1 protein-coding gene is annotated in these 1,374 nt (G+C 70.7%); it reads left to right on the top strand.

The genetic code is table 11. The annotated features are described in order from the left end of the window. A partial coding sequence (locus B9S58_RS27610) for a polyketide synthase (protein WP_146063573.1) occupies positions 1 to 1,374 on the top strand: 1,374 nt, incomplete at both ends.

Genomic DNA, 1,374 nt, shown 5'->3' with positions numbered 1-1,374 from the left:
CGGCGCGGACCCCGGCGAGGCCGCCTCCGCCGACGACGTGGCCGTGATCGGGATGGCCGTGGCCCTGCCCGGCGCCACGGACCCGCAGGGCCTGTGGGACGTGCTGGCCGGGTCCGGCGACCGGGTCGGCCCCGCGCCGGCACGCCGCTGGGGCCGGTACGCCGACGGGCGGGAGCCGGACATGGGCGGGTTCCTCGACGGCGTCGAGGAGTTCGACGCCCGGTTCTTCGACTTCTTCCCCAAGCAGGCCGAGGCGCTCGACCCGCAGGCTCGCTGGCTGCTCCGCACCACCTGGGAGGCGCTGGAGTCGGCCGGCCTGCCGCCGCGCGGACTGATCCCCGCCACCGGCGTGTTCGTCGGGGCCAGCTACCAGCACTACAAGGACTACAACCTCTCCCCGGAGCTGGACGCCCCGGCGGGTCTGGGCAACCACAACGCCTTCCTGGCGAACCGGGTGAGTTTCTTCCTGGATCTGCACGGGCCGAGCATGACGATCGACACGCTGTGCTCGTCGTCGCTGGTGGCGCTGCACACGGCGGTGCGCAGCATTCGCGCGGGGGAGTGCGAGCAGGCCCTCGTCGCCGGTGTCCGGGTCGCCATGTCCCCGCTGCACTACGTCGCCATGCGGAACCTGCGCGCCCTGTCGTCCTCCGGCCGCTCGCGGCCGTTCGACTCTGGTGCGGACGGGTTCGTGCCGGGTGAGGGTGTGGTGACGGTGGTGCTGAAGCCGTTGCGGGCGGCTCTGCGTGACGGTGACCGGGTGCGTGGTGTCGTCAAGGGCACGGCGGTGAACCACGGTGGCCGTACGAGTGGGTTGACGGTGCCGAGCAGTGCGGCGCAGCAGTCGGTGATCTCGGCCGCGCTCGCGGATGCGGGGGTGCCGGTGGAGTCGGTTGGCATGGTGGAGGCGCATGGTACGGGGACGAGTCTGGGTGACCCGATTGAGGTCGAGGGGTTGACGCGTGCGTGGCGTGCGCTGACGGATCGTTCGCAGTTCTGTGCGATTGGTTCGTTGAAGGGGAATGTGGGTCATCTGGAGCCGGCGGCGGGTCTGGCGGGTTTGGTGAAGGTGTTGTTGTCGATGGAGCGGGGTGTGGTTCCGCCGTCGCTGCATGTGGTGCGGCCCAATGACCATATTCGTTTCGAGGGCACGCCGTTCTTCTTGGCGGACCGGGTCATGGAGTGGCCGCGTCCTGAGGACGGTCTGCGGCGTGGTGCGGTGAGTGCGTTCGGGATGGGCGGGGTCAACGCGCATGTGATCCTGGAGGAAGCACCCACCGCCGTGGTCCGGGGTGTACCCGTCCCGGAGTCGCTCGTGGTGCGCGTCACCGGCGCGGACGAGACGGCCGTACGGACACTGGCCGGGTCCTACGC

Origin of the sequence: Streptomyces sp. SM11 (genome assembly GCF_002910905.1) — a bacterium.
Lineage (GTDB): Bacteria > Actinomycetota > Actinomycetes > Streptomycetales > Streptomycetaceae > Streptomyces.
This window is presented reverse-complemented; position numbering and strand designations above follow the sequence as displayed.